The organism is Scopulibacillus darangshiensis, assembly GCF_004341035.1.
Lineage (GTDB): Bacteria > Bacillota > Bacilli > Bacillales > Sporolactobacillaceae > Scopulibacillus > Scopulibacillus darangshiensis.
The window spans coordinates 25,293-48,648 of the sequence record NZ_SLXK01000020.1; the positions used below are offsets into that span (position 1 = coordinate 25,293).

General features: G+C 42.5%; 23 protein-coding genes and 1 pseudogene. 13 read left to right on the top strand and 11 right to left on the bottom strand.

Annotated elements, in window-relative coordinates; genetic code table 11:
* Positions 1-81: 81 nt before the first annotated feature.
* Positions 82-567, top strand: a complete 486-nt coding sequence (locus tag EV207_RS13495; protein WP_132746679.1) for a VanZ family protein — start codon at positions 82-84, stop codon at positions 565-567.
* 110 nt (positions 568-677) lie between these two features.
* Here EV207_RS13495 and EV207_RS13500 read toward each other — a convergent pair whose 3' ends face one another.
* Positions 678-995: a hypothetical protein gene (locus EV207_RS13500; protein WP_132746680.1), complete on the bottom strand. Its 318-nt coding sequence runs from the start codon at positions 993-995 to the stop codon at positions 678-680.
* A complete protein-coding gene (locus EV207_RS13505; protein WP_243647074.1) occupies positions 979-2,445 on the bottom strand; it encodes an ATP-binding protein in 1,467 nt (488 codons plus the stop codon). Before EV207_RS13505 ends, EV207_RS13500 begins: the two co-directional genes overlap by 17 nt.
* A 258-nt stretch (positions 2,446-2,703) precedes the next feature.
* Here EV207_RS13505 and EV207_RS13510 point away from each other — a divergent pair, with 258 nt between their 5' ends.
* From EV207_RS13510 to EV207_RS13530, 5 genes are all read left to right on the top strand, one after another.
* Positions 2,704-3,765, top strand: a complete 1,062-nt coding sequence (locus tag EV207_RS13510; protein WP_132746682.1) for a YkvI family membrane protein — start codon at positions 2,704-2,706, stop codon at positions 3,763-3,765.
* 47 nt (positions 3,766-3,812) lie between these two features.
* Positions 3,813-4,589, top strand: a complete 777-nt coding sequence (locus tag EV207_RS13515; protein WP_132746683.1) for an undecaprenyl-diphosphate phosphatase — start codon at positions 3,813-3,815, stop codon at positions 4,587-4,589.
* A 204-nt stretch (positions 4,590-4,793) separates the two neighbouring features.
* The gene (locus EV207_RS13520; RefSeq protein ID WP_132746684.1) at positions 4,794-6,095 is read left to right on the top strand and encodes an N-acetylmuramoyl-L-alanine amidase family protein; all 1,302 of its coding nucleotides are present in this window, start codon (positions 4,794-4,796) and stop codon (positions 6,093-6,095) included.
* Positions 6,096-6,210: 115 nt separating this feature from the next.
* Entirely contained in the window at positions 6,211-6,711 is a 501-nt protein-coding gene (locus EV207_RS13525; RefSeq protein WP_132746685.1) for a four-helix bundle copper-binding protein, read from the top strand.
* A gap of 240 nt (positions 6,712-6,951) precedes the next feature.
* Complete coding sequence (locus EV207_RS13530; protein ID WP_132746686.1) at positions 6,952-7,869, top strand: LCP family glycopolymer transferase; 918 nt, start codon at positions 6,952-6,954, stop codon at positions 7,867-7,869.
* A gap of 45 nt (positions 7,870-7,914) precedes the next feature.
* On the opposite strand, the gene EV207_RS13535 is transcribed toward EV207_RS13530, so the two are convergent.
* Positions 7,915-8,142: a hypothetical protein gene (locus tag EV207_RS13535; RefSeq protein WP_132746687.1), complete on the bottom strand. Its 228-nt coding sequence runs from the start codon at positions 8,140-8,142 to the stop codon at positions 7,915-7,917.
* A complete protein-coding gene (locus EV207_RS13540) occupies positions 8,139-9,233 on the bottom strand; it encodes a response regulator aspartate phosphatase (protein WP_132746688.1) in 1,095 nt (364 codons plus the stop codon). The genes EV207_RS13535 and EV207_RS13540 overlap by 4 nt, the downstream gene beginning before the upstream one ends.
* Before the next feature lie 514 nt (positions 9,234-9,747).
* Between EV207_RS13540 and manA the strand changes: the two genes are divergently transcribed.
* Positions 9,748-10,698: a mannose-6-phosphate isomerase, class I gene (manA, locus tag EV207_RS13545; protein ID WP_132746689.1), complete on the top strand. Its 951-nt coding sequence runs from the start codon at positions 9,748-9,750 to the stop codon at positions 10,696-10,698.
* A 41-nt stretch (positions 10,699-10,739) separates the two neighbouring features.
* Here the strand turns inward: manA and EV207_RS13550 are convergent, their stop codons facing one another.
* The gene (locus EV207_RS13550) at positions 10,740-11,423 is read right to left on the bottom strand and encodes a substrate-binding domain-containing protein (RefSeq protein WP_132746690.1); all 684 of its coding nucleotides are present in this window, start codon (positions 11,421-11,423) and stop codon (positions 10,740-10,742) included.
* Between EV207_RS13550 and EV207_RS13555 the strand changes: the two are divergent.
* Positions 11,382-11,504: pseudogene (locus EV207_RS13555) on the top strand (alpha-amylase family glycosyl hydrolase); the annotation flags it as partial. The gene EV207_RS13550 and the pseudogene EV207_RS13555 sit on opposite strands and share 42 nt — an antisense overlap.
* Before the next feature lie 39 nt (positions 11,505-11,543).
* On the opposite strand, the gene bioA reads toward EV207_RS13555, so the two are convergent.
* The 3 genes from bioA to EV207_RS13570 are packed head-to-tail and all read right to left on the bottom strand — an operon-like array spanning position 11,544 to position 14,197.
* Positions 11,544-12,902 carry an adenosylmethionine--8-amino-7-oxononanoate transaminase gene (bioA, locus tag EV207_RS13560; protein WP_132746691.1) on the bottom strand — a complete coding sequence of 453 codons (1,359 nt, stop codon included), beginning with the start codon at positions 12,900-12,902 and terminating at the stop codon, positions 11,544-11,546.
* A complete protein-coding gene (gene bioD / locus EV207_RS13565) occupies positions 12,877-13,626 on the bottom strand; it encodes a dethiobiotin synthase (RefSeq protein ID WP_132746692.1) in 750 nt (249 codons plus the stop codon). The genes bioA and bioD overlap by 26 nt, the downstream gene beginning before the upstream one ends.
* Entirely contained in the window at positions 13,619-14,197 is a 579-nt protein-coding gene (locus tag EV207_RS13570; protein WP_424511372.1) for a biotin transporter BioY, read from the bottom strand. Before EV207_RS13570 ends, bioD begins: the two co-directional genes overlap by 8 nt.
* A gap of 124 nt (positions 14,198-14,321) precedes the next feature.
* Between EV207_RS13570 and bioB the strand changes: the two genes are divergently transcribed.
* The 4 genes from bioB to EV207_RS13590 all read left to right on the top strand — a co-directional run bounded on the left by bioB (position 14,322) and on the right by EV207_RS13590 (position 17,878).
* Positions 14,322-15,320, top strand: a complete 999-nt coding sequence (gene bioB, locus EV207_RS13575) for a biotin synthase BioB (protein WP_132746694.1) — start codon at positions 14,322-14,324, stop codon at positions 15,318-15,320.
* 52 nt (positions 15,321-15,372) lie between these two features.
* Positions 15,373-16,245: a UTP--glucose-1-phosphate uridylyltransferase GalU gene (galU, locus tag EV207_RS13580; RefSeq protein ID WP_132746695.1), complete on the top strand. Its 873-nt coding sequence runs from the start codon at positions 15,373-15,375 to the stop codon at positions 16,243-16,245.
* A gap of 78 nt (positions 16,246-16,323) precedes the next feature.
* Positions 16,324-17,133, top strand: coding sequence for a flagellar motor protein (locus EV207_RS13585; RefSeq protein WP_132746696.1), 810 nt, complete (start codon positions 16,324-16,326; stop codon positions 17,131-17,133).
* Positions 17,126-17,878: a flagellar motor protein MotB gene (locus EV207_RS13590; protein WP_132746697.1), complete on the top strand. Its 753-nt coding sequence runs from the start codon at positions 17,126-17,128 to the stop codon at positions 17,876-17,878. Before EV207_RS13585 ends, EV207_RS13590 begins: the two co-directional genes overlap by 8 nt.
* A 325-nt stretch (positions 17,879-18,203) precedes the next feature.
* On the opposite strand, the gene EV207_RS13595 is transcribed toward EV207_RS13590, so the two are convergent.
* Entirely contained in the window at positions 18,204-19,466 is a 1,263-nt protein-coding gene (locus EV207_RS13595) for an aminopeptidase P family protein (protein WP_132746698.1), read from the bottom strand.
* A gap of 398 nt (positions 19,467-19,864) precedes the next feature.
* Here EV207_RS13595 and EV207_RS13600 point away from each other — a divergent pair, with 398 nt between their 5' ends.
* Positions 19,865-20,593 carry a WecB/TagA/CpsF family glycosyltransferase gene (locus EV207_RS13600; RefSeq protein ID WP_243647069.1) on the top strand — a complete coding sequence of 243 codons (729 nt, stop codon included), beginning with the start codon at positions 19,865-19,867 and terminating at the stop codon, positions 20,591-20,593.
* Positions 20,594-20,605: 12 nt separating this feature from the next.
* Here EV207_RS13600 and murJ read toward each other — a convergent pair whose 3' ends face one another.
* Positions 20,606-22,138 carry a murein biosynthesis integral membrane protein MurJ gene (gene murJ, locus EV207_RS13605; protein WP_132746699.1) on the bottom strand — a complete coding sequence of 511 codons (1,533 nt, stop codon included), beginning with the start codon at positions 22,136-22,138 and terminating at the stop codon, positions 20,606-20,608.
* 21 nt (positions 22,139-22,159) lie between these two features.
* Positions 22,160-23,317 (bottom strand): glycosyltransferase family 4 protein, encoded by a 1,158-nt coding sequence (locus EV207_RS13610; RefSeq protein WP_132746700.1) that lies wholly within the window; start codon positions 23,315-23,317, stop codon positions 22,160-22,162.
* Positions 23,318-23,356 lie beyond the last annotated feature (39 nt).

Genomic DNA, 23,356 nt, shown 5'->3' on the forward strand with positions numbered 1-23,356 from the left:
CCTTAGGGGTCAGACCCCTAGAAGAAAGCTGCGGTTTGTGCCATACTTAATGTTAAAGATTATCGAAATTGGAGCATTGACATGATCAAGAATAAATACATGTTTGCATTTTGGCTGGCACTTACTATCATTTTTATGTTTGTCATTTTCCATGGTTCAAATACACCGTACCAACAGCAAGATATAAAGCCCTTCCTGAGGGGGCATATAGAAATTCCGAATCTGCCGCATATTTCATTTAGATATGACGGCAGTTTGGTTACAACAGAGCAGCCTTATGCCTTTGTTGAATTTTTTATTCGAAAAGCAGGGCATATCACAGAATATGCTGTTTTAACATTTTTGCTTGTTAATACGCTGCTTTCAACAGCTTTGGCACGGAAATTATCTTATTCTATTGGTTTTATCACAGCCTTTCTGTTTGCCGGATCAGATGAATGGCACCAGTCATTTGTTCCAGACCGCACAGGCCATCTTATCGACGTCGTGACATTTGATTTATCAGGCATACTTTTAGGCATTTTGGCGGTATGGGTTTTTAAACTTATTTTAAAGAAAAGAGCATAAAGAAAACTCGCCGATTGGCGAGCCTTTGGCGAAGACAGAGGCGTAGTTACACTTATGTGCGTCAGAAAGTTATACTTTCTGATTAACCAAAAAAAGCCAGGACTAGGTCTTTAGACCCGGGCCTGGCCCCGATTGTATACCATAAATTGTTGCTCGCCAAATTCCAAGGATTCGAGAATTTTTTCCTCTGATAAGCCTGTGGCGTCGGAGAGTTGTGAGATTAGCGGTGAATGCCCGTAGATGTTTTTGAATAAACGCTGGGAATAGCGAATGTGTTGTAGTAATACGGCGTATTTATGATCTGCAACCATTAACACCACTTCCTTTAGCATTATTGTAACAAATGATTGTTTTAATGCATAAAAATCTAAGCCACCGGTTATTCCGATCAAAACCATACTTGCCCAAATCTTATTTTGCAGCGGCATATTGACATTTCCCATTAATAGGGAGCTCAATTTGGATGGTCGTCCCTCTATTTTTTTCGCTGTTGACATCAATTTTTCCTTTATAATTTTCAACAATATGATAGCAAACCATTAAGTCCAGTCCTGTCCCTTTTTCTTTTGTAATGTAAAGGGGTTCGCCAAACTTTTCTGCAAAAGCCAGAGGAATGCCTTTACCTTGGTCTGTAAAAGTAATGATGATGCTACTTTCTTTTTCATAAAGTTTCACCTTAAGGGTACTCTGGGGTTCCATTGAAGCCATACCATTGTGTAGAACCGTATAGAATAACTGCTGAATCTGCTTTTTGCAGCAGGGCAGCACATAGTTGCCTGGGGCAATATCCTTCTCAATCTCAACGCAGTTAATAGCAGCCTGGAATTCTAGCTTTGAGATGCAATCATCTAATATTTTATCAAGTTTTTCGTTTTGCAAAAATGTTTCATCTTCAGGTTCATCCAGGAGAAGGAGCTTAGAAATCAGTCTCTCAATTTCTTTGGTTTCATGAAGCATAACGTCAACATACCGAGGGAATTCTTCATTGTTATGATATTCATTTCTTTCACCAAGCCTTTTCTGCAAAAGCTGAAGAAAACCCGTTAAGCCTGTTAATGGATTTCGGATTTCATGAGCCAAAGTGGCGGCCAGGGTGCCAGCCATTCGTATTTTATCCGATTTATGGAGCCGCTCCTCTAAGGCCTTGCGCTCCGTGATATCTCTGATGACCGACAGATGCAGCCCCGGCAGAATGTTCCCTTTTGTATAATACTCGACAACACGTGCCCGCCCTCCTTTCCTCATGATGGTCAGCTCGCCGTTCAGTTTCCCCTCATGAAATAATGAGATTAGCCTCGCCTTTCTATTGTTAGGGTATAAATTTTCATCCATAAATTCACTCATTGTTTGGCCAAAAATGCGGCATGCAGCGAGGTTGCCGGCAATTCTCTTTCCTTCATCATTAAAAATGATCATGCCATCAAGTGACTGTTCAAAGGCCGCCAAGAATTTGGCTTGATTCACCTCAGTGTCCGGATCCGTATGTTGAGCCGTTATTTCCGTAGTCGTGGAAATGATTTCAGTCACTTCACCGTTATTTGTGACTGGATATAATGAGGTGGAGTAAGCTTGGTTATCTATTTGTGTTTCAAAATGAATATGCTTGCCGGTAAGAGCTGTCTGATAATAATTTAAAAGGTTAGGAACAACATTTCTTACTGATTCCGGAAGGCTTTTTTCGACGGGCTTTCCGGGCTGAATGCAGTCAGACCATCTGCCGCGTATGAAATTATAATATAAAGTGCCGTTTTTCTCGATAATGCCCATAATGCTGCAGGGCGTATAGTGTGATGCTTGTTGATAATACTCTAGTTGTCTTCTGGCTTCGTAGAGTTCATTTTCTAAAGCCTCTATTTTTTCCTCTAATTTATTAATCATATCCACGGATTTGCTCTAACCCCTTTTCCGTCATAACAGTTTCCTAAATTTATACAAACAACCCTTTGTAAAATATCATAATGTTCATGTTCAGTCAATATTCTTCTGAATATTTGAAACAATAGGGGCGATCCTAGTTCTTTACTCCCATCCCAGGCTCATCTTTGTTTCTTCCTGCATAATCCGGACAAGTTGCAAATATAATGGGAATGATTACGATACGAACCACCACTTGGGATGCGGCTGGGAGAGGGTAGCATGAGAAGAGCAAAATTGATTTTTCAGGTTGCGGTGACATACATTGGAACCATCGTTGGAGCGGGGTTTGCATCAGGTAAGGAAATCATTCAGTTTTTTACCCAATATGGTGGTCTCGGCACGGCGGGTGTTCTTGTCAGCGGGATCGTGTTTACCTGGGTAGGCACTAAGCTGTTGATTTACAGCAGCAGGATCAAGGCTTACTCTTTCAAAGAACTGGTTGTGCATATCTTTGGGGAACGGGTCGGGATGTTAATCCAATGGCTCATATTTTTTATTTTATTTGGCACAACAGCCGTTATGCTGTCTGGGGCAGGGGCTATCTTTTATGAGCAATTAGGTTTGTCAAAACAATTGGGAATTGTCATCAGTATGCTTCTATGCTTTCTCCTTTTGATGAAAGGCCTTAAAGGGATATTCTTCATTAATTCGTTAATTGTTCCAATTATGTTCACCTTTACAATTGTGATGACTGTTTCCATCTTTTTTGTCGGTCAAGGGAACGAAAGCGGCCATATTACGTTGCTCTTGCTTTCAGCCGGGGGATATAAATGGCTTTTTAGTGCACTGTCGTACGTTTCCTTTAATTTGATAACTGCTTTAGCTATTCTTGTCCCTTTAGGGAAAGAAATTCGCGATGAAAATGTCCTGAGTTTGGGGGGCTTCTTTGGCGGTTTGGGATTCACATTGCTGCTTATCATGACACATTTTGTTTTACTTCATTATAATCAGGTCATTTCTTATGATATACCAATAGCTGAGGTCATAAAAGGGTTTGGCGGTATCATCCATCTTGTCTTCGTCATAGTTATTTATGGCGAGATTTTCACAACCTTTATTGGCAATATTTTTGGGATGACGAGGCAAATTCAAAGTGTCAAACCGTATAACCATATTCACGTCGTCATTGTCCTTCTTGGGATCGCCTTCTTCATCAGCCAATTTGGTTACGGGTCATTAATTTCAATTCTATATCCTTTTTACGGTTACCTTAGCATGGCAAGTCTAATCTATCTGATGTTCGTCAGACTCCCTAAGGCGGGCAGTACTTTTAAGAAATAGACTGTCATTGAAAGGGATCAGCGTATCAAACTATTAAGGAGGATGTCATGAATCATATAGAAGCCTTGTTCCTCGGAATTCTTCAAGGCCTTACGGAATTTTTGCCGATTAGCAGCTCAGGCCACCTTTATTTAGGCAGGCATTTATTTGGACTAGATGAGGCTGGTTTATTTTTGGATACGATGCTCCATTTAGGCACCCTCATTGCCGTTATTGTTTTTTATAAAAAAGAGCTTCTGTATATCATGAAACATCCTTTTAGTAAACTGACACTGCTTCTCATTGTCGGGACCATTCCCGCTGTCGCAGCGGGTCTGTTGTTCAAAGACTATTTTGAGGAAATTTCGAAGACTGGCGTGACTATAGGATGGGAGTTTCTGATAACCGGTCTTATGCTCTGGACGGCTGATACGATGAAGGGCGGCTATAAAAAGATTGCTGATCTATCTTATGGTGATGTCTTCTTTATCGGTGTTTTTCAGGCGACGGCGATTTTTCCCGCTATATCCCGTTCAGGGGCAACGATCGCCGCGGGGTTAGTGAGAAAGCTTGACCGGGAAACAGCCGCTTATTTTTCTTTTCTTCTTTCAACACCAGCTATTGCAGGGGCTCTCTTACTCCAATCGTTTGACCTTGTGGGAGGCAAAACAGAGGTGTCAGCTGGTACGTTAATGTTAGGTATGATCGCCTCGGGGATTTTTGGGTATATTGCGATACGCTGGATGATTAATTTCTTGAAAAAGCGGTCTTTAAAAGTTTTTGCTGTCTATGTTTGGCTCTTGGGCATTGTCGTCCTTACCGCTCAATTTACAGGGGTATTTTAGTTGGAACAAATAATCATAGTTTAATTATTTGCAAGTTTGGAGAGACTAATGGACAGGTATCTATTAAATGGGTTCCGGTCCTTTTTCTATTTTAAATCTACTATTCTTTTTATCACGTTTATCAGAAAATATATCCAATTTCATATAGAAAATCGGCTAAAACCCTTTATAATAGAATTATAGTGTATACAAGGAGGGTGAGTTTTGGCAAAATCTATGAAAATGTTCTCTATCATTATTCTTTTTTGTGCGCTGTTTGTTGGGACGGGTATGGAAAAGTCAGCTTATGCCAACACAGTGAAGAAAGTCGGCGCCAGTTCCTTAAATGTTCGGACAAAGCCAGGTCACTCGGCCAATGTTATTGGTTCTGTCAAGCGAGGAGCAACGGTTCAGGTGCTGGATGAAAAATACGGTTGGGCAAAAATCAGCGCCAGCGGCATAAAGGGCTGGGTTGCATCACAATTCCTAATGAACGGAAAAAGTGTCAGCGGTGGAGAAGTCATTGCAGATTCGTTAAGACTGCGAGAAAAGCCATCTTCAAGCAGCGGTGTCGTCAAAATGCTTTCCAGAGGGACACATGTCACTATTTTATCGGAAAAGTATGGCTGGCTGTCAGTTGAAACTGAATCGGGGGTGAAAGGCTGGGTAAGCCACACTTTCATCAGTACATCGTCTCAATCAAGTCAAGGATCTTCATCCGGCAAATCAGAACAGGCTGAATCGGTATCCGCAAAAGGGACAGTGACCTTGATCTATGATGGTGTCAATCTTAGAAAAGGTCCAGGGACTGATAAAAGAATTGTAGGTTACGCTCACCGCGGTCAAAAGTTCAGATCTCTAGGTTCACGGAATAATTGGGTACATATTCAACTGCCGAATCAAGGTGATGCATGGGTGGCCAGCTGGCTGGTAACGCATGGGTCAGTTAGCAATCACTCTAATTCTTCTCATTCAACTGGGGATCATGCAGGACTTCAAGGGAAAACGATTGTTGTTGATGCCGGCCATGGCGGATATGACAGCGGCACAATTGGGGCATCAGGAACACTTGAGAAAAGTGAGACTCTTCCGGCAGCATCTATTCTTGCCTCAAAGCTAAGATCAGCTGGGGCACATGTCACCATGACGAGAAAATCCGACACGTTCATATCCCTGGCTAATCGGGTCAATATAAGTGAAGCAAATCATGCTGATGCTTTTGTCAGTCTGCATTATAATGCGGCACTCGTGAATACAACAGGAATTATGACTTTTTATTATTCGCAAAGTAAAGAAAAGGCGTTGGCACAATCCGTTCAAAGCCATGTTATTCAGCAAACAGGACTCAATAATGATGGCGTCAGGTTTGGAGACTATTACGTGCTTCGTGAAAACTCGAAACCAGCTATTTTAATTGAATTAGGGTTTTTGTCTAATGCTTCCGAGGAAGCTGTGGTGACAACATCAGGATTTCAAGAACAGGCAGCGGATGGCATTGTCCAAGGCTTATCGCAATTTTTTAATTAGATAAAGGGAAAAAGGGGTCTGACCCTCAAGGGTCAGACCCCTTTTTTTTTTATCCCAAAACTCATTTAGGTGCATATCATATGGGTGATGTGACTATAAGGAGGAAATGAAATACATGGAAAAGACTAGCGATATGGAAATTAATGAAAGAAATGAGATGGGCGGCTGGGATAACAATCAAATGGTTATGCCTCAAATGACCAGTCCAGAGATGGGGATGATGCCGAACAACATGATGCCGAATGTAACGTCTCCAGCCATGGGTATGATGCCAAATATGCCGAATCCGGTGTCCCCCGCAATGGAAAAAGGGCTTGAAAAGCTGGTTGCTGACTGTGCTTTGACTTGCCAAAAAATGATCCATGATATTATATGTATGAAAGATTTGGATATGAGAAAGAACCAGCTTTGCTTATTGATGGATTGCTCTGAGATTTGCCATGTCACAGCATGCTTTATGGCGCGGAGGAGCTGTTTCACTCCGGCCCTTGCACATCTCTGTGCACAAGTTTGCGAGGCCTGCGGGTGTGAATGCCTGCGATTCCAAGACCCTATGTCCCAAATGTGCGGTCAGGTATGCTTAAATTGTGCGAGAGCATGCCGGACTGTAAGGTAAGAAAAGGGTTAAAGGCAATTTAAGAGCAAAAAGCCACCAGAATTGCTTTTTAAGAGCAAGGGGTGGCTTTAATTTTGCACGCTCCCCTGAAGGATGACTTTTGGACAACTTTCTGAGACAAATTATTTTAAATATTAACATTGCTCTATAAAAGTGGTATTATGTTACTATATGTAAAGGCCTGTCTAATCATTCGGAATTGCGGCTTTTGGCCTATTTTACGAAAAGGAAGATCCATACATGGTAAAAAAAATAATGATTACTTTGGGAGTCATCATCGCTTTGTTGGTGGTTGGCGGGGGCGCCTATGCCTATTATCTCTATCATTCTGTGAAAAGCACTGCAGGGGAAATCTACGAGCCTGTCAAAAAGAATACAGAGGCGCCTTTAAGTAATAAGGGTGATAAACCAATCTCTATTCTCCTTATGGGTGTTGATGAGCGCCCGAATGATCGTGGACGCGCAGATACGTTGATTGTGATGACGCTGAATCCCAAGACCAAAACGATGCAAATGGTGTCCATTCCCAGGGATACCAGAACAAAAATTATCGGGCATGGCACCGTGGATAAAATTAACCATTCCTATGCTTTCGGCGGTACCAAAATGGCAATGGATACAGTGGAAAACTTTGTAGATGTCCCAATCGATTACTATGTAAAAATTAATATGCAAGGGTTGTCAGACCTGGTTGATGCCGTAGGGGGGATTACTGTTTATAATGACACAGTCGCCTGGACGGATGAAGGGTTTTATAAAAAGGGCTACCGCTACGAAAAGGGTGAACTTAACTTAAATGGCCCTAAGGCGCTTGGCTATGTAAGGATGCGTCATTTTGACAGTGACTTTGGCCGGAACAAACGCCAGCGTGATGTCATTCAAGGTGTGATTAATAAAGCGGCAAGCTTTTCATCGATTTCCCGCTATGATGATATTCTTTCTGCTATTGAAGGCAATGTTAAAACAAATATGACCTTTGATGATATGAAATATATCGCTAAGAATTACCGCAGTGCAAGGCAACATATTAAGAGCTATGAGGTGAAAGGCACCGGCAAGATGATAAGAAATAACAGCGGCCAAAATATCTACTATCTTATTGTTAATGATGAAGAGAAACAAAAGGTTCATAATATGATAGCAGAACAACTTAAGTAAATAAAAACGGCCGGGTGAGATTCTTACCCGGCCGTTCCAGGTGCGTTAGATCCTGGTTCCGCCATGATCAGCTCTAGTCCCGCCGTGGTCGTCGGCCAGTCTCGTTCCGCCATGATCAGCTCTAGTCCCGCCGTGGTCGTCGGCCAGTCTCGTTCCGCCATGATCGGCCCTAGTCCCGCCGTGATCGCCTGCTGATAAGTCGCCTGCTGCGAACATGCCTAATAGTCCAGCTGTTAATACAGCACCGCCAAGTAATTTAATAGATTTCTTCATTTTAAAGCCTCCCTGAAAAAAAGTTTATCCTTTGCAACATGGCCAAGGTGATAATAATCACTTGCTTTTTCATGATTGTTTGTATTATAAAAAATGTTGGCAAGCCGTTCGGAGTATTCTTGAACAAAGTACCATAAGTCTTCACTCTCGAAATACTTAATACCATCCATAATGATACGTTCTAACTCCTCGATTGAATGGTCAGAGTGAAGTGCTTTAATCATGTTGAGATGGTAGAAGTACTCAGTATTCTCAATTTCCTTGCAAACACGAAGCCCCTCTTCAAGGATTGGAAAAGCCTTCTTAGGCTGGTCAGTTTTTAAATATTCTCTAGTCAGCAAAAAAAGTGTTTTAGGATTATAAAACTGCCTTTTGTAAACGTCCTTCAGGTAGCGAATAGCTATTGAAGAAAGATTTTGCTCTGAGTAAAGATATCCCAGATTATATTTAATAAGCAACAACAATTCTTCATCATCGCTTTTCTGCGCCAGGTCCAATGCAAAGAGAAGGTGTTCCTCAGCATCTTCAAATTGCTTTAAGGCAATGCAATTTACACCCAGCAGGTTTTCACAATCAGCATCTTTATTTTGAAACTCCTGATACTTATGAAAAATGCCTTGTGCAATATTGACATGATTAATAGACAGCAGGCTTTTTCTTAGATCATAATATACCGTTGCTATTCTATAGTGGAACTCAGCTTTTTCAACATCGTCTTTGGTGTGTTCCAGCCGCTTTTTTGCCTTTTTATAAAAATTTAATGCATCATGATATTGACCAATGGTCCAAAAATATAGCCCTTGAAAAAAGTAATAATAGTATGTAAGCGAGTGATCAAAGTTTTCTTTGAAGGGCTCCACTTTTTGCAGCAAAGCCTCCGCCTCGTCTAAGTTTTTCAGCAATATATGATGGCGGTAATCCAGAAGCGTGTAAGAAATCATGAAAGTTTGATCTTCCATCATGCCGTCTATCTTAGCTTCTACCCGCCTTTTAGCTTGTTCGGCTTTACTGACATGATTTAAGCGAATTGCATTATACCAATTGTCTAAAAGAATCTCCGTTTCTCCTGGAGTTATGGCAGTTGGGCACATGTCATCCGTCCTTTTGTCGCAAAATTTTAACTAATGAAAGTGTATCAAACTTTTCCGTGGAAAATTATAGGGAGAAAGCATTGATTTCTTGGGTGTGACCATATGCTCAAACTAAAACATAGAAAATAGGCATTGCATTATTAACAGGCGCCAAAATGAATAAAAATGCATAAAACATGCGTTATATTGCAAATAAATGATACGTTTCTTTGAATTTAAGCGCTTTTATGCAGTTTATTTGCATTTTTTATCAGTAATCTTCCGGTTGGTATTTCTTTGACAAAATGGACAAAATATTTTATAAATACTGATGAATGGTTTTTTTAGTTCTAAATGACTAGTGCTTTCTTGTTTAATTAGGAAGTATAGTGCCCCCCATCTGCCGCACAAAGGAGCAAGTAAGGCTAAAGTGTCCCCCTCCCCTCCCTATTTTTAATTTTTATAAGAAATATCCATGTTGGTTTGATAAAATAAATAGATCAGTCGTATATCGCTTTTTAGGGAGGACTGCAACATGTATAAGGAACCGATGTTTTTGGCTCCGGTTTTTAAAGACAGAATTTGGGGCGGAACAAAATTAAGGGATGTTTTTAACTATAAAATCCCGACTGAGACGACAGGGGAATGCTGGGGGATTTCAGCCCATCCAAATGGCCCTTCAATGATAAAGAATGGCAAATTAAAGGGGATGACGCTTGACAAAGCATGGCGTAAGCACCGTGATTTATTTGGAAATTATGATACAGAGGAATTTCCTTTATTGACAAAAATATTAGATGCCAGCACTGACTTGTCAGTTCAGGTTCATCCTGATGATACATATGCACGGGTCAATGAAGACCAGCTGTATGGGAAGACCGAATGCTGGTATGTTATTAATTGTGATGAGAATGCAGAAATTGTGTACGGGCATCATGCCGACTCTCCTGTGGATTTTAGGCATAACGTGGCAAAGGGAAACTGGCCGGAGCTGTTGCGGAAGGTAAAAGTTAAACCAGGTGACTTTTTTTACGTGCCAAGCGGGACGATCCACGCTATTGGCGGAGGAATTATGATACTTGAAACCCAGCAATCGTCAGACATCACTTACCGAGTGTATGATTATGGACGAAAGGATTCTTTTGGTAAAACACGTGAGCTCCATATAGACAAGTCCATCGAGGTGACACAATACCCGCACCGAGACCCCGAACTAACATATAAGATTAAGCGGGAATCCGAAGCGGTGTTCACGGAGCTTGTTTCAGCGAAATATTTTACTGTTCAGCACTGGGACATTAGAGGGACAGCAAAGAAATCACTAGATCAACCATTTCTGTTAGTCAGTGTGATTGGCGGAGAAGGGGAGATTGTAATCGGAGAGAAGTCATTTCCAATTTGGAAAAATGACCATTTTATTCTTCCTGCATCAATCAGTGATTTTAAGCTGAATGGGCATTGTCAAATGATCGTTTCACATCCATGATTTAAAAGGTGCCAGGCACGATCGTGCCTGGCACCTTTTTTCTACACCTTTTCACATGATTGTCTTTTAACGATAGTATAAGGAATTGATATGCGCATTGGCTCAAGGCTGTCTTCATCAATGATTTGAAACAGACAATCAGCCGCAGTGTAGCCAAGCTGAAAAATATTGATGTCAACCGAAGTGAGAGCAGGTGTTGAATACCTAGCAAGCAGGACATTATTAAAACTGATGATTGAAATGTCTTCTGGGACAGACAGATTCATTTCGTTCAGTGCGTTAACGATGCCTAATGCCATCATATCATCAGCAACAATGAATCCCGTCGGCGGCTTATCTACTGACATCAATTTAATTATCGCTTGTCGGCCGCCCTCCTGAAGGAAATCCTGATGGACAATATAATCATTCCGATAAGGGAGCCCCGCCTTTCGAATGGCTTTTTCATAACCCAGTAATCGGTCCATTGTTACCACGAGATCAAGTCCCCCGCCGACAAAACCAATCCGTTCGTGGCCGAGTTCAATCAAAAAGTCAGCCGCTTCTTTCGCAGCTTTAAAATTGTCGTTGTCAACATGTGTGATTTCCTCTAAATTTCTATACGGCTTACCGACCATTGAAAATGGAAATTGATTTTCCTTAAGGAAGTCGATCAGTTCATCATCAATTCGGGAATAGAGGAGAACAAGCCCATCAACACGGCGGCCATGCTGTATGCCTTTCAATTAACTTTTCCGGGCTCGCCGTGCATTTATTATGGTGATGAAATCGGTATGGCAGGGGGGAATGATCCTGATTGCCGGGAAAAAGCTGGTGCCCGGCACCGCAGCGCCAGGCACCAATCTTTAGCCTTCCGTCACAGCCTTAATTGCACGATGCACGGTATCTATGATTTCAATTAAATGTTCGTCAGGCATAGCCAAGATTGGCATGATGGTGATGACTGGACCCAATGGCCTGACGATCACGCCGCGTTTCCTAGCATCCAATATAATTTGATGTTCGATCTGCATGTCACGAGGAAACAATGCTTTTGTTTTTTGATCCTTAACGATCTCAATCCCGATCATCAGCCCTTTCTGGCGGACATCGCCAACGGCTGCCAAACCTTTTAGCTTTTCCAGCTCCCGTGCTGCAACAAGCGCTTTTCTTTGAATATCTTGGATAAGCTGGCGTTCCCTTATCAATTCAATGTTCTTAAGCGCAGCAGAGCAAGCTAACTGGTTGCCAGTGTAAGTGTGTCCATGATAAAAGGTTTTGTCTTCACTTGCCTCCCCCAGGAAGGCAGAATAAACTTTTTCTGAAGCCAATGTGGCGGCAAGAGGGAGGTACCCCCCTGTAATGCCTTTACCTAGGCACAAGAGGTCGGGTTCAGCTTCCTCTTGTTCTGATGCAAATAATGAACCGGTTCGGCCAAAGCCGACAGCGACCTCATCACAAATTAAGAGGACATTGTATTTTTTGCATAACCTGGCAACCCCTTTTAAGAAGCCTTCGGGATGAACAATAATGCCGGCTGCTCCCTGTACCAAGGGTTCGATAATCAGTCCGGCAACTTTGTGATGATGCTGCTTCAACAAAGATTCTAGATTGTCCAGACAACGAGCGGAAATCTCCTCAGGTGTCCCATCCATTCTGTACGGATAGGGTGCAGATGTTTCGATCCGGTCGAACAGCAGGGGATGGAAGATGCGGTGGTACAGAGCCATGCCGCCGACACTGACTGCTCCTACTGTATCACCGTGATAGGCTTCCTTAAGTGAAATGAACGTGTTTTTCTCGGCATACTTTACAGGATCGATATTTTTCCAATACTGATATGCAATCTTAAGTGCTATTTCCACCGCAGCAGCACCAGTATCGGAGTAAAAGACTTTAGATAAATCTCCCGGTGTAATATCGGCTAATGCTTTAGCAAGTAAGATTGACGGAACATTCGCTGAGCCAAGCAATGTCGAATGGGAGATTGTCTCGATTTGGTTGTGAATCGCCTGGTTTAACTCAGAATCATTATGACCGTGGACATTAACCCACAAAGAAGCATACCCGTCCAAATATTTATTGCCTTCAATGTCAAAAAGATAGCTGCCTTCCCCACGCTCAATGACTAACGGGTCTTCGTTTATGTAATGCTTCATTTGTGTGAAGGGATGCCAGACATGAGTTTTATCGTATTGCTTAAGCTGTTGGGTGTGATTCGTCATGTTTTTTTGCCTCCAATATATTTTTTAATTGCTTGCTCCCGTCTGATTTCGCAAAGCTTGCAGCTGCTTCAACAAGCTTTGCTTTAATTGGTTGATCAAAGTTAGGAATGACTGTAAGAACAGGATGCTGATGCAGCCTTTTTAGCGTTATAAAGTTATCATGATGAATGCTGTCAGACTGATCGAAATGGTTCATGATGATGCCGCCGATGTCCAGCTGATGGGACTCCGCGTATTGGACTGTGACGACAAGATCATGGATTGCGCCTAACCCTGAAGGGGAAACAAGGATTACCGGCATTTGGCATTCTTTGATCAAATCCTTCGTCATGTAGAAGCTATCCCATGTCTCTTGAATCGGGACAGCGAGTCCCCCGGCACCTTCGACAAGAACAACATCATATTTCCCGCAAAGTTCAGCGATTTTTCCCCTGATTTTTATTGGTTCAATGGTCGTATGGGTCAGTTTGGCAGCCAAATGCGGGGAAGCTGCCGGTGCCATGCAATACAGTCCCGTATCTTGCTCTGATTGCTCAAGTTCAGTGTGATACCAGTGGATATCGGGATAGAATGATTTGCCACCCTCTACTGTTAACCCTGTTTGCAATGGTTTAAAAACGACTGTACGGTAGCCCATTTCTTCATACGCTAGCTTTAAAAAAGTGCTGGCAATTGTCTTGCCGATATCCGTTCCCGTTCCACTTATAAAGATGGCTTTACCCAACTTTCTTCACCTCTTTTAATTTGATATGTTCGGGCTTGATTACCTTAACCAGCCTGGCTGAGAGATAAGTGCAAAGTGTTCCAAGTAAAAGGTCCCCGGGCAGAGAAACGAGACAGCCGATCACAATGGCGTATTTAATCGTGATGGGGGTGCTTAATATAAATCTCAAATCACCGTATAGCCAGATGCAGCCGATCAGATAAATGACGGCCAGGCCGCAAAGGTTAGCAAATAAAAGGTTGGTCAGCCTTGCTGATTTCATTTTTTGATTAACCCAACCGATGACACCTGCACCAAGAACAAACCCGATGAGATAACCAAAGGTTGGTTGGAAAATGTAACTCGGGCCTCCGCCTTCTGCGAAGATTGGCGCTCCAGCCAGACCGACTAAAACGTATAGCGTCTGACTCATCATGCCGCGTTTTGCCCCAAGCAGTGCCCCTGATAAATAAACAGATACAATTTGTAAAGTGAAAGGGACGTAGGGAATTGGAATGCGAATGAACCCCCCAATGGCTGTTAAGGCAGCAAAAAGAGTTACTAAAATTAATGATTTCGTTTTTATGTGAATCCACCCTTCCTGATTTGTTAGTTTGCAAGACTACCCTTCACATAAAAGTTTGTATGATTTATAATGTTTTTGTCAACAAAAAAATAAAATGGTTAACAAAAAAACAGACGACGGGGTGGAAAAAATGAATTGGCTAAAATTAGCTGAACAGGTGATCAGTGGTTATGAGTGCACGAGAGAAGAAGCAATGGCTATATTACTTGAGAAGGATCATCACTTACTAAGGCTTATTGACGGCGCATATGCGATTCGCCGCTATTATTATGGCAACAAAATGAAGCTGAACATGATTATCAATGCCAAAAGCGGGCTATGTCCGGAGAACTGTGCTTATTGTTCACAATCTATTTACGCCAATACGACAGTTGACGAATACCGGCTGGTTGATCAGAAAACAATTCTTGATGGAGCAAAGCAGGCGCAAAAGAACAAAATCGGTACATATTGCATTGTTATGAGCGGGAGAAAGGCATCAAATCGCGAGGTTAGAGCGGTGGCCTCGGCTGTAAAAGAGATTAAGGAAACATCGGAACTGAAAGTGTGCGCCTGCCTCGGGTTGGTCAATGAAGACCAAGCAAGTCTCTTGAAAGATGCCGGTGTTGACCGCTTTAACCATAACTTAAACACGAGCGAAGGGCATCACGATCAGATCACAACCACACATCATTATGATGACAGGGTTAATACCGTTGAAGCGATTAAGCGCGCCGGAATTTCACCCTGTTCAGGTGTGATTTGCGGAATGGGGGAAACTGACGAAGATATAGTCGACATGGCATTTTCTCTTAAAGCTTTGGATGTTGATTCAATTCCGGTTAACTTTCTGCATCCAATCCCGGGAACAAAACTTGAGGGCATGAATCAACTCACACCGAATCGCTGTTTGAAGATCCTGGCGATGTTCCGTTTTATCAATCCTAAGACGGAGATTCGGATTTCAGGCGGCCGTGAATATAATTTGAGGACCTTGCAAAACCTTGGACTATATATTGCCAACTCTATTTTCGTCGGAGATTACCTGACAACCGGCGGTCAAGAAAAACTTGAAGATTATCAAATGATAGAAGATCTGGGCTTTGAAATTGAGGAAAATGCTTTCGAAACTCAGAGTGAGAGCCTATAATTAAAAGGTGCCTGGCACTATGATGCCAGGCACCTTTTACAAAGGAGGTCAAATGATGATTCGGAAGGTTGTTATACCTGCAGCAGGGCTTGGGACGCGATTTTTGCCGGCGACGAAGGCTCAGCCTAAGGAGATGTTGCCGATCATTGATAAGCCGACAATTCAATATATTGTTGAAGAGGCTGTCGCTTCGGGCGCACGGGATATTATGATCATCAGCGGCAGGGGCAAAAGAGCCATTGAGGATCATTTTGATAAATCCTTTGAACTAGAGGAAACGCTTCGGATGAAGGGTCAAGACCAACTGTTGGATGAGGTTCGCGGTATCTCTGAGTTAGCCAACATTTTTTACATACGGCAAAAAGAAGCAAAAGGATTAGGGCATGCGATTGCCTGTGCGAAGGAATTCATTGGGAGTGAACCCTTTGCTGTCATGCTGGGGGATGATGTGATCCGTGCGGATGTTCCGGTGTTAAAGCAGATGATAGATCTTTATGTCGATTATCAGCAGCCGATAATTGGTGTTCAGGAGGTCGAGCAGCAGCGTGTATCAGATTACGGCATAGCCTCTATTGAAAAACAAGTGCAAGAACGACTGTTTGCGACGAATGGCATGGTGGAAAAACCGCTCGTTAATGAAGCGCCCTCAAAATACGCGATCATGGGACGCTATATTCTCCCGCCAGATATTTTTTCGATTTTGGAAAATCTCCCGCCTGGCAGCGGCGGAGAAATTCAATTAACGGATGCCTTGAATCTTTTGAATAACAGGCAACGGATTCTTGCCTATGCCTTTGAAGGACGCCGATATGATATTGGGAATAAGTTCAATTTTATCGTTGCCACGATTGAAATGGCCCTCGAACGCCCTGATTTAAGTGATAAGTTAAGTGCTTATTTAAAATCACTCGTTAATTCGCTTTAAAAATTGATTTAACAATCTTCCCTACCGATCCGATAAATGTAATATACGTTGGATAACATTCGAGAGGGTGAGGGAAGGATGGATTTTGCAACAGTTATCGGGCTCTTATTAGGCATATTGTCGTTGATCATAGGCTTTGTTTTAGAAGGGGGAGCGCTCGGATCCCTCATTCAAGGAACCGCTGCCTTGATAGTTTTTGGGGGAACGGCTGGAGCGGTCGTATTAAGCTCCTCGGGCCGACATATCAAGAAACTGCCGTTTATCTTAAAATACGCCTTTTTCCAAAAGCCGCACAGGCCGGATGAAACGATCAATCAATTGGTTAATTTGGCCAACCTTTCAAGGCGGGAGGGTCTGCTTGCCCTTGAAACGCAAAGGGAGCTTTTTGAAAATGACGAATTTCTGGCTGATGGCGTGCAGATGATCGTTGATGGTGTTGACTCAGAAATGATTCAGGATATTCTTAATCGGGATATTGAACTGTATGAGGAGAATATATTATCCGCTGGCAAGATTTTTGAAGCAGCTGGGGGATTTGCGCCGACGATGGGAATTATCGGTACTGTAATGGGGCTTGTTCATGTTCTCGGCGGTTTAGAGGATCCAGGAGGGCTCGGGCCGTCCATAGCCGTCGCCTTCATTGCTACTTTGTATGGTGTCGGCAGTGCCAATGTCATTTACATTCCTATTTACAACAAAATTAAAGCTCGGTTAGCACAGGAAGTTCTAATCAGGGAAATCCAGGAAGAAGGAATCATGTCTATCCAGTTTGGCGAAAATACAACGATTCTTCGTAAGAAGCTCATGGCTTTTCTCGATGCGGATGGAAAAAAGCGCTTTTTAGAAAATAAAGCGGAAGCCGCCTCTGGAGTGCCTGTTAATGAGTAGAAAAAGAAGAAGACAGAAGAAGCATCACTTAGAACCTGAATCACAGGAACGCTGGCTCGTGACCTATTCAGATTTGATTACACTGCTGTTGGTCTTTTTCATCGTTCTGTATTCAATGAGCCAAATTCAAAATGAAAAATTCAATGCGCTTATGGATTCATTAAGGACGGTATTTCAGGGTGATGCGATTTTAAGCGAAACAAGCATGACGCCAACAAGCCAAAATAATGATTTAAGTTCTATGCCAATCAAAGAGGATGACAGCGACCACGATAAAAACAAAGAAAAGAATGAGGAAAAGCTTGATAAATTATACCTCAAATTGCAGGACTATATTAAAGAGAATAGGCTCGGAAACGAGATCAAGCTAACCAACCTTCAGAGGGGTGTCCAGCTGACATTCAGAGAACGGATTCTTTTTGATTTGGGAGAAGCAAGGATCAAACAACAGGCATTCCCAATCCTTGAAAAAGTCGGCGGCATTTTAAAGACGGTTCCGAACGAGATTAGTATTGAGGGTCATACTGATAACAACCAATTTAGAGGCACATCCAAATATGCTTCGAACTGGGAACTGTCAGGTACCAGGTCACGGACTGTGATGCTTTTTCTGATTAACCATGACAAACTTCATCCTGAACGTCTCCACTTTGTCGGATACGGGGAATATAAGCCTGTTGCCAAAAACGATACAAAGGCACACCAGGCAATGAATCGGAGAGTTAATATTATTGTCCTAAGGTAGGGAACACTTCCGAAAGAAACAGGGAGTGTTTTTTTATATTGCTTAGCGTATGCAATTGGATTAATTATTGGGATTTCGGGTTAATTAAATCGTATTCTGGACTAATATTACATCTATCGGTGTACCCAATGCCAAGGAGTGTAAGATTCGAAAGAGAATCTGTAAAAATGTTATGATCATCCGTAAAAATTTCGATTTAACCGTAATTTTTGGGGATTAGCCCATAATTTTCGGGTGTTTGCCCGTAGATGGGCGGATTATTTAGGTGATTTCTTCACTGGAAAGTCATTAAAAAAGTAAGGAAAGCAGCTAAAGGCCGCTTTCCTTACTTTACTTCCTCAGTTTTTCCTGCCATAAAAGCTTCAATGTCTTCCACCGATCTGACGAGGTCATCCGTTAGGACCTCATAGCCATCCTCTGTCACAAGCACATCATCTTCTATGCGAATACCGATGGCTTCTTCTTCAATATATAATCCCGGTTCAACGGTAAGCACCATACCGGGTTCAAGGACGCGGTTTCTGTAGCTGCCGACGTCATGAGTATCGAGGCCAAGAGAGTGGCTGACACCATGATAGTAGTACTTGCTGATTTCTTCAGGATTTTCAATAAGCCCAATCTGTTGGCATTCCTCTGCAAGGATTTTCTTAGTTGCTTCATTTAACTCCGAAAAGTTTCTTCCTGGTTTAATTAAAGCAGTCACTTCCCTGAGTGCTTTTAGAACAATGTTATAGAAAAGCTTTTGCCGGTCGCTGAACTTACCGTTTAACGGGAAAGTATAGCTGATATCACTGCTGTAATAATCGTATTGTGCGCCTAAATCAAGCAGAACGAGCTCACCGTCGTTTGCCGTATCGTTATTATCGACATAGTGAAGAACCGTCGCGTTTTTGCCGCTCGCACAAATGGTATTAAAGGCAAAGTCCTTTACCCCGCGGGATTTTAAGATAAAATTAAAATAGGCTTCAAGCTCGTACTCCTTCATGCCAGGCTTAGCGTTTGCGATAAGATGCTTAATCCCCTCGGATGTAATCCTCGCTGCTTTCTTAATCGTTTCCACTTCTTCAGGTGTTTTGAAAAGCCGCAATTCGCAAATATCTTGGTAAAGGTCATGGCATTGGAGGTATGGATATTTTGATGCCGCTTCTTCGGCAAACATGCTGGCCGCCGTCTGAGGCGATTCCCAAGACCTGCGTTCAAGATCGAGATAAAGGTGCTCAAGTTGGTTTAGGAAAAGCTGCTGCTGCAGAAAAGGCTTGAAATGATCCAGTTCTTTGATACTTTCTATACCTGATGCTTCCTTAGCTTCATCTTTGGCAATCGTCTTCCCAATCCATTTTTCCATGAAAGGATCAGCTTTTTCAATAAAGAGATGCTCTTCCACTTTGTTGTTCAGTTTTGTCATAACAAGAATGATTTTTGGTTCAGCAATCCCCGTCAAATAGTAGAAGTTGCGGTTCGGTATGAACGGGTAGTCTTCATCTGCTGATTTTTGCGGTGCCGCGCCCGCGAACATGACCGTCAAGGATTGATCCTTCAATTTTTCATGCAGCTTCTTTCGGTTGTTTTGATAAAATGCTGCTTTCATTCCTATCCCTCGCTTCACAAAAATTCTCATTCCCTACTATTGTATCGGATTATCGAAAAATTCACTACTATCGCGGAGCAGAAAAGGACAAGCTGTATGCATGCCACCTGGCTGCGCCTATGGCTTGCCAATCGGCAAGTTTTCTTTATTAATCAGAAAGTCTAACTTTCTGACGCACATAAGGGCAACTAAGCCTCTGGCTACGCCTATTAAAGGCTTGCCAATCGGCAAGTTTTCTTTAGTTAATCAGAAAGTCTAACTTTCTGACGCACATAAGGGCAACTAAGCCTCTGGCTACGCCTATTAAAGGTTTGCCAATCGGCAAGTTTTCTTTATACTATAGGAAAAAGAGATTAGGTCACATGTCTAGTTTCAACAAAGTTAAGGGTGAGTGAATCTTGTTAAAAACGGAAAATATCATGGGCATTCATTTTATAAACGCAACAATGGATGAGCTCCAAATGGTTTTGGAGGATCGAATCGACCGCGGTGAAAAATCCTTTGTTGTCACCGCCAATCCGGAAATCCTGATGTACTCAGAAAAGGATCAGGAGTATAGGGGAATTTTAGAATCTGCTACGATGGTGACACCCGACGGAGCGGGTATTATTTTAGCCGGTAAAATCTTAGGAAAGCCGCTGAAGGAAAGACTTGCAGGCTATGATTTGTTTCTCAGGCTGCTTACCGCTTCGGCAAAAAAAGGCTATAAAGTCTATTTTTTAGGCGCCCAAAGGGATGTTCTAGAGACCGCGATAGCAAATGCAAAAAATGAGTACCCCGGCTTGAATGTTGCCGGCTATCACGACGGCTATTTCCAGGACGATTCATCCATTGTAAATGATCTAAAGAAGCTAAAACCAGACATCGTGTTTGTCGGGTTGGGCTTTCCAAAGCAGGAAAAATGGATAAACTTGCATCTATCTGAGATGGAGAAGGGACTATTTATTGGCCTCGGCGGCAGTTTTGATGGGTTGGCCGGGAAAATGAAACGTGCACCAGAAGTATGGCAAAAGATGAATATAGAATGGCTTCATCGTCTGATCCAGCAACCTTCAAGATGGCGGAGGATGCTTGCATTGCCGGTTTTTGTGGGAAAGATTTTTAAGCATAAGGGAAAGAAAGCCTGAATGCCATTTCTCCTAATCAAAAAAGCCTTTTTCTCTCTTAATCAGCATCCTGTATAACATTTTCAGCCCGCTTCGGTAAAAAAGCCACATCCCCAAAAGGTAAAAAAGCACGCCGATTACGGTCAAGCTTATGATTTGCTGGAGCTCGTCTGCTAGATTTAATATAGGTGAGCGCTTGAGCAGAAGCATAGGGATGACCATGCACAGGGTTGGCGGGATCACCTTTCCAAGCAGTAAAAAAAGCCGTTTGGCCGGATAATCCGCAAGTTCTTTATAAAGAAACCTTGTGGAGATGACAAGGAAGTAAATTGAAACGAGCGAGCTTGATAAAGCCAGCCCCAAAAATCCGAACCATATCATAAATAGATAATTAAGCGCTAGATTTAATATGATAGTTGTCAGGCTGATCCGTAAAATAATGGCTGTCCTTTCAAGTGCGTACATTGCTTTAGACACGATGACCTGCATCCCTTGAGTAATAATTAATGGGGCATACATAAGCAGCGCCTCGTAGGTTTTTAATGTATCCTGGTCTGTAAAATGCCCATGCTGATAAATAAAGGCAATCGCTTCATTGCCAACCACCATAAGCCCGGCTGTGAGTGGTATGAAAACCATGAAATTCAGTTCGATGCCAGTTTTCAGAATGCGATAAAAGCCTTGTTTTTCTTCCGTTCGTTCCGTTAAAAAGGTGAAAATGAGTGCGCCGATTGTTGTGGCATAAATGGCATTCGGGATGCTGACAATAAGTGAGGCATTATTCAAATAGGTGACAGCCCCGCCTATTGTCGTTGAAGCAAAGATTTTATCGGCAAAGGTATTTAATGGCCCAACAATGGCGTTCAACAACGACGGGACCAACAAGACGACAAAAGCTTGTTTGAAGTGCCCGCTAAGTTTTAAAGCCGGCGTCCATGTAAAACCTTTTTTGAAAAGGTAATAGCTCTGAATGCCCACACCTAAAATTAATCCTGCTACAAAACCGTAGGCGAGGCTGTAGATCCCCCATAAATCGGAGAAGATAAGTCCCGAAAGTGCGCTTAATAATGTGGCAGACAACTTTGCCGCATGAGCAGGGACATAGCTATAATGTGCCTGAAGGTAAGATTCAAGTATGCCGTTAAGGGCAAGAAAAGGCAGGAAAACCGAAAAGAACTTTGAGATGCCTATCGCAACTTCCCGCGTTTTCTCATCCATAAACCCAAATATTAACGGTGCCAGGATCGGTATGAAAAAATAGCTGGCAATACTAAGCAAAATAAAGAGTAAAACCGTCCCATTCATTAATGTGCTTGCATCCCTCGTTGTTTGCGCTAAATTCGTCTTTTTATTTTTCGTATACAAAGGCAGAAAGACATTATTGAAACCCGTTGAAATGATTGTTAAGACTAGAGTGATCAGGGTGAATGCCAGGATATAGCCATCTGTTATATGGCTCGCTCCGAATTCATCAGCAATAATGCTTTCCCTGATAAAACCGGAAAGCTTAAGAATGAGTGATAAAAGAATAATAATGATTGCGGTCATTTTAAATCGATTAGCCATGTTTCGCCACTTTCCTTTTCGTTATCCCCTGTATATATCAGCGTATCGTTTCGCTGCCGCAATGTGTGAATGATTTTCTTCAATTTTGCCGCGAGCCTTTTCAGCTAAATTATTGGCATACGCGGGATGGTTAAGCAGATTAAGGACGGCCTGTGACAGTGCCTCTGGATTTTGTTCCTCGACATGGATGCCGTCTTTGCCATTCTCAATAATTTCCTTCAGGCCGCCGACAAAGCTGGCAACAACAGGCGCTCCTGAACCCATGGCCTCTAATGCCGCGATTGACGTTGCCTCTTCAACGCCTTCTGAATGGATACTGGGAATCAGAACAACATCCGTGACAGCATAATATTTTTTCATATCATAATGAGGGACTGCTCCCAAAAGCACGACATTCTTTTCTATACCCTTCTGTTTAATGATTCTTTTAATATCAGGAAGGTCCTCTCCTGTCCCGGCATAAAGTAGCAATGTATGAGGCTCTTCTTTAAGAATTCTAGGCAGTGCTAGTGCTGGAAAGACCACGCCATTTTTTTTTGTCAATCGCCTGGGGACAAATAAAATTTTTGATTGCTTTGGCAAGCCCAATTCTTTTTTGTAAAGCACTTTTTTTGTTTTATCAGGCTTGAAATCGTCAACGTTAATAAAATTCTTAATCGCCGTCGCTTCCACACCGGACGCCTCTAATATGTAACCCTTTATCCTTTGATCGACGGTAATCACGCGGTCGGCATGCTGGTAGGCATGTCTCTCCATATTACGAATCAGCTGGTCTTCCTTGCTGCCAGAAGCCAAAGCACCTTTGCTGATGGCTTCATAGGCCATGTAGCCATGCGATGTTAAAGCAGTGGGGAGGCCGAGTCCAACCGATGCCAAAGCTGCAAAAATGTCCTGAGCATTAATTATGTCATAGCTTTCATCTAACCCTTTTAACAGATTATGAATCAATTGCTTACGCTGCAATTGACTCCACACAAAACCTTTCCCTTTTTTAAATTTATTAAGGAAAAACGCGGGCCCCTGTGCACGAAGGATACCTTTAAGCCGTGGCACATCGTTGAATGAAAGAATGCCTACCTGATGCCCCTCGGCTTCCAATCCGCTTTTTAATGTGCTCATGTGTGTAGAAAGTCCGCCGGTATGCGGGTAAGCAAAGATCGTTGTCAATAAAATCTTCATGTTCATTACTCCTCTTAAGTTCACGGGGGTGTCAGCCCG